Origin of the sequence: Bacillus sp. IT-79MI2, assembly GCF_949768135.1 — a bacterium.
In the GTDB taxonomy this organism is placed as follows: Bacteria; Bacillota; Bacilli; order Bacillales; family Bacillaceae_G; genus Bacillus_A; species Bacillus_A pseudomycoides.
On sequence record NZ_CATKPV010000138.1, the window covers coordinates 1 to 671 of the forward strand.

The 671-nt window shown below is 30.7% G+C and carries 2 protein-coding genes; both read left to right on the forward strand.

Annotation, left to right across the window (positions count from 1 at the left end; genetic code table 11):
• Positions 1-99 (forward strand): thiol-activated cytolysin C-terminal domain-containing protein (locus ACM6HU_RS27400; protein ID WP_414848555.1); only part of this gene is annotated, 99 nt, incomplete at its 5' end.
• 350 nt (positions 100-449) lie between these two features.
• A partial coding sequence (locus ACM6HU_RS27405; RefSeq protein ID WP_414848554.1) for a recombinase family protein occupies positions 450-671 on the forward strand: 222 nt, incomplete at its 3' end.

Consider the following 671-nt stretch of genomic DNA (forward strand, 5'->3'; position numbering starts at 1 on the left):
AGAACAATTATTAATGAACAAAATGTTCCATTAACAAATGAAATTAAAGTTTCAGTTGGAGGAACAACATTATACCCAAGTGCTAATATTAGTCATTAGGTAAAAGTGAAGCGCCCTGTAAACAGGGCGCTTTTTCAAATATATCATACTTCTCTATATAATCATTGTAGCTATCACCTCTCAAAAATAAGTATTTTCTGAATGATCGGATATTAATCAATTTTCGCTGTTTTTTTGCTGGAAACTTCCCTAAAAATGTACGTTTTAGATTTCTTGTATGTAGTCTTAAGTGAGCCCTTTAACTCGTCTGTAAAAGTATACCTTTACAGATACATAGAATCATATAAAAACTCACGTCTATAAATGTCTATTTTAAACTTTACAGATATCTGTTTATTCTATATACCTTTACAGACATAGTTGTTATAATTATCAATGAGGTGTAGCATATGAAATATAAAATATTTGGATATGTACGAGTTTCGAGTAAAGATCAAAACGAAGAACGGCAAATTCAGAATATGAAGGATTTAGGGATAGAAGAACGAGATATTTTCATAGATAAAGAATCTGGAAAAAATATGGAGCGAGAGAATTATCAAATGCTAAAACGTCTTGTTCGTACAGGAGATACCATTGTGTTTGACTCTTTGACAAGACTTGGAAGAAAC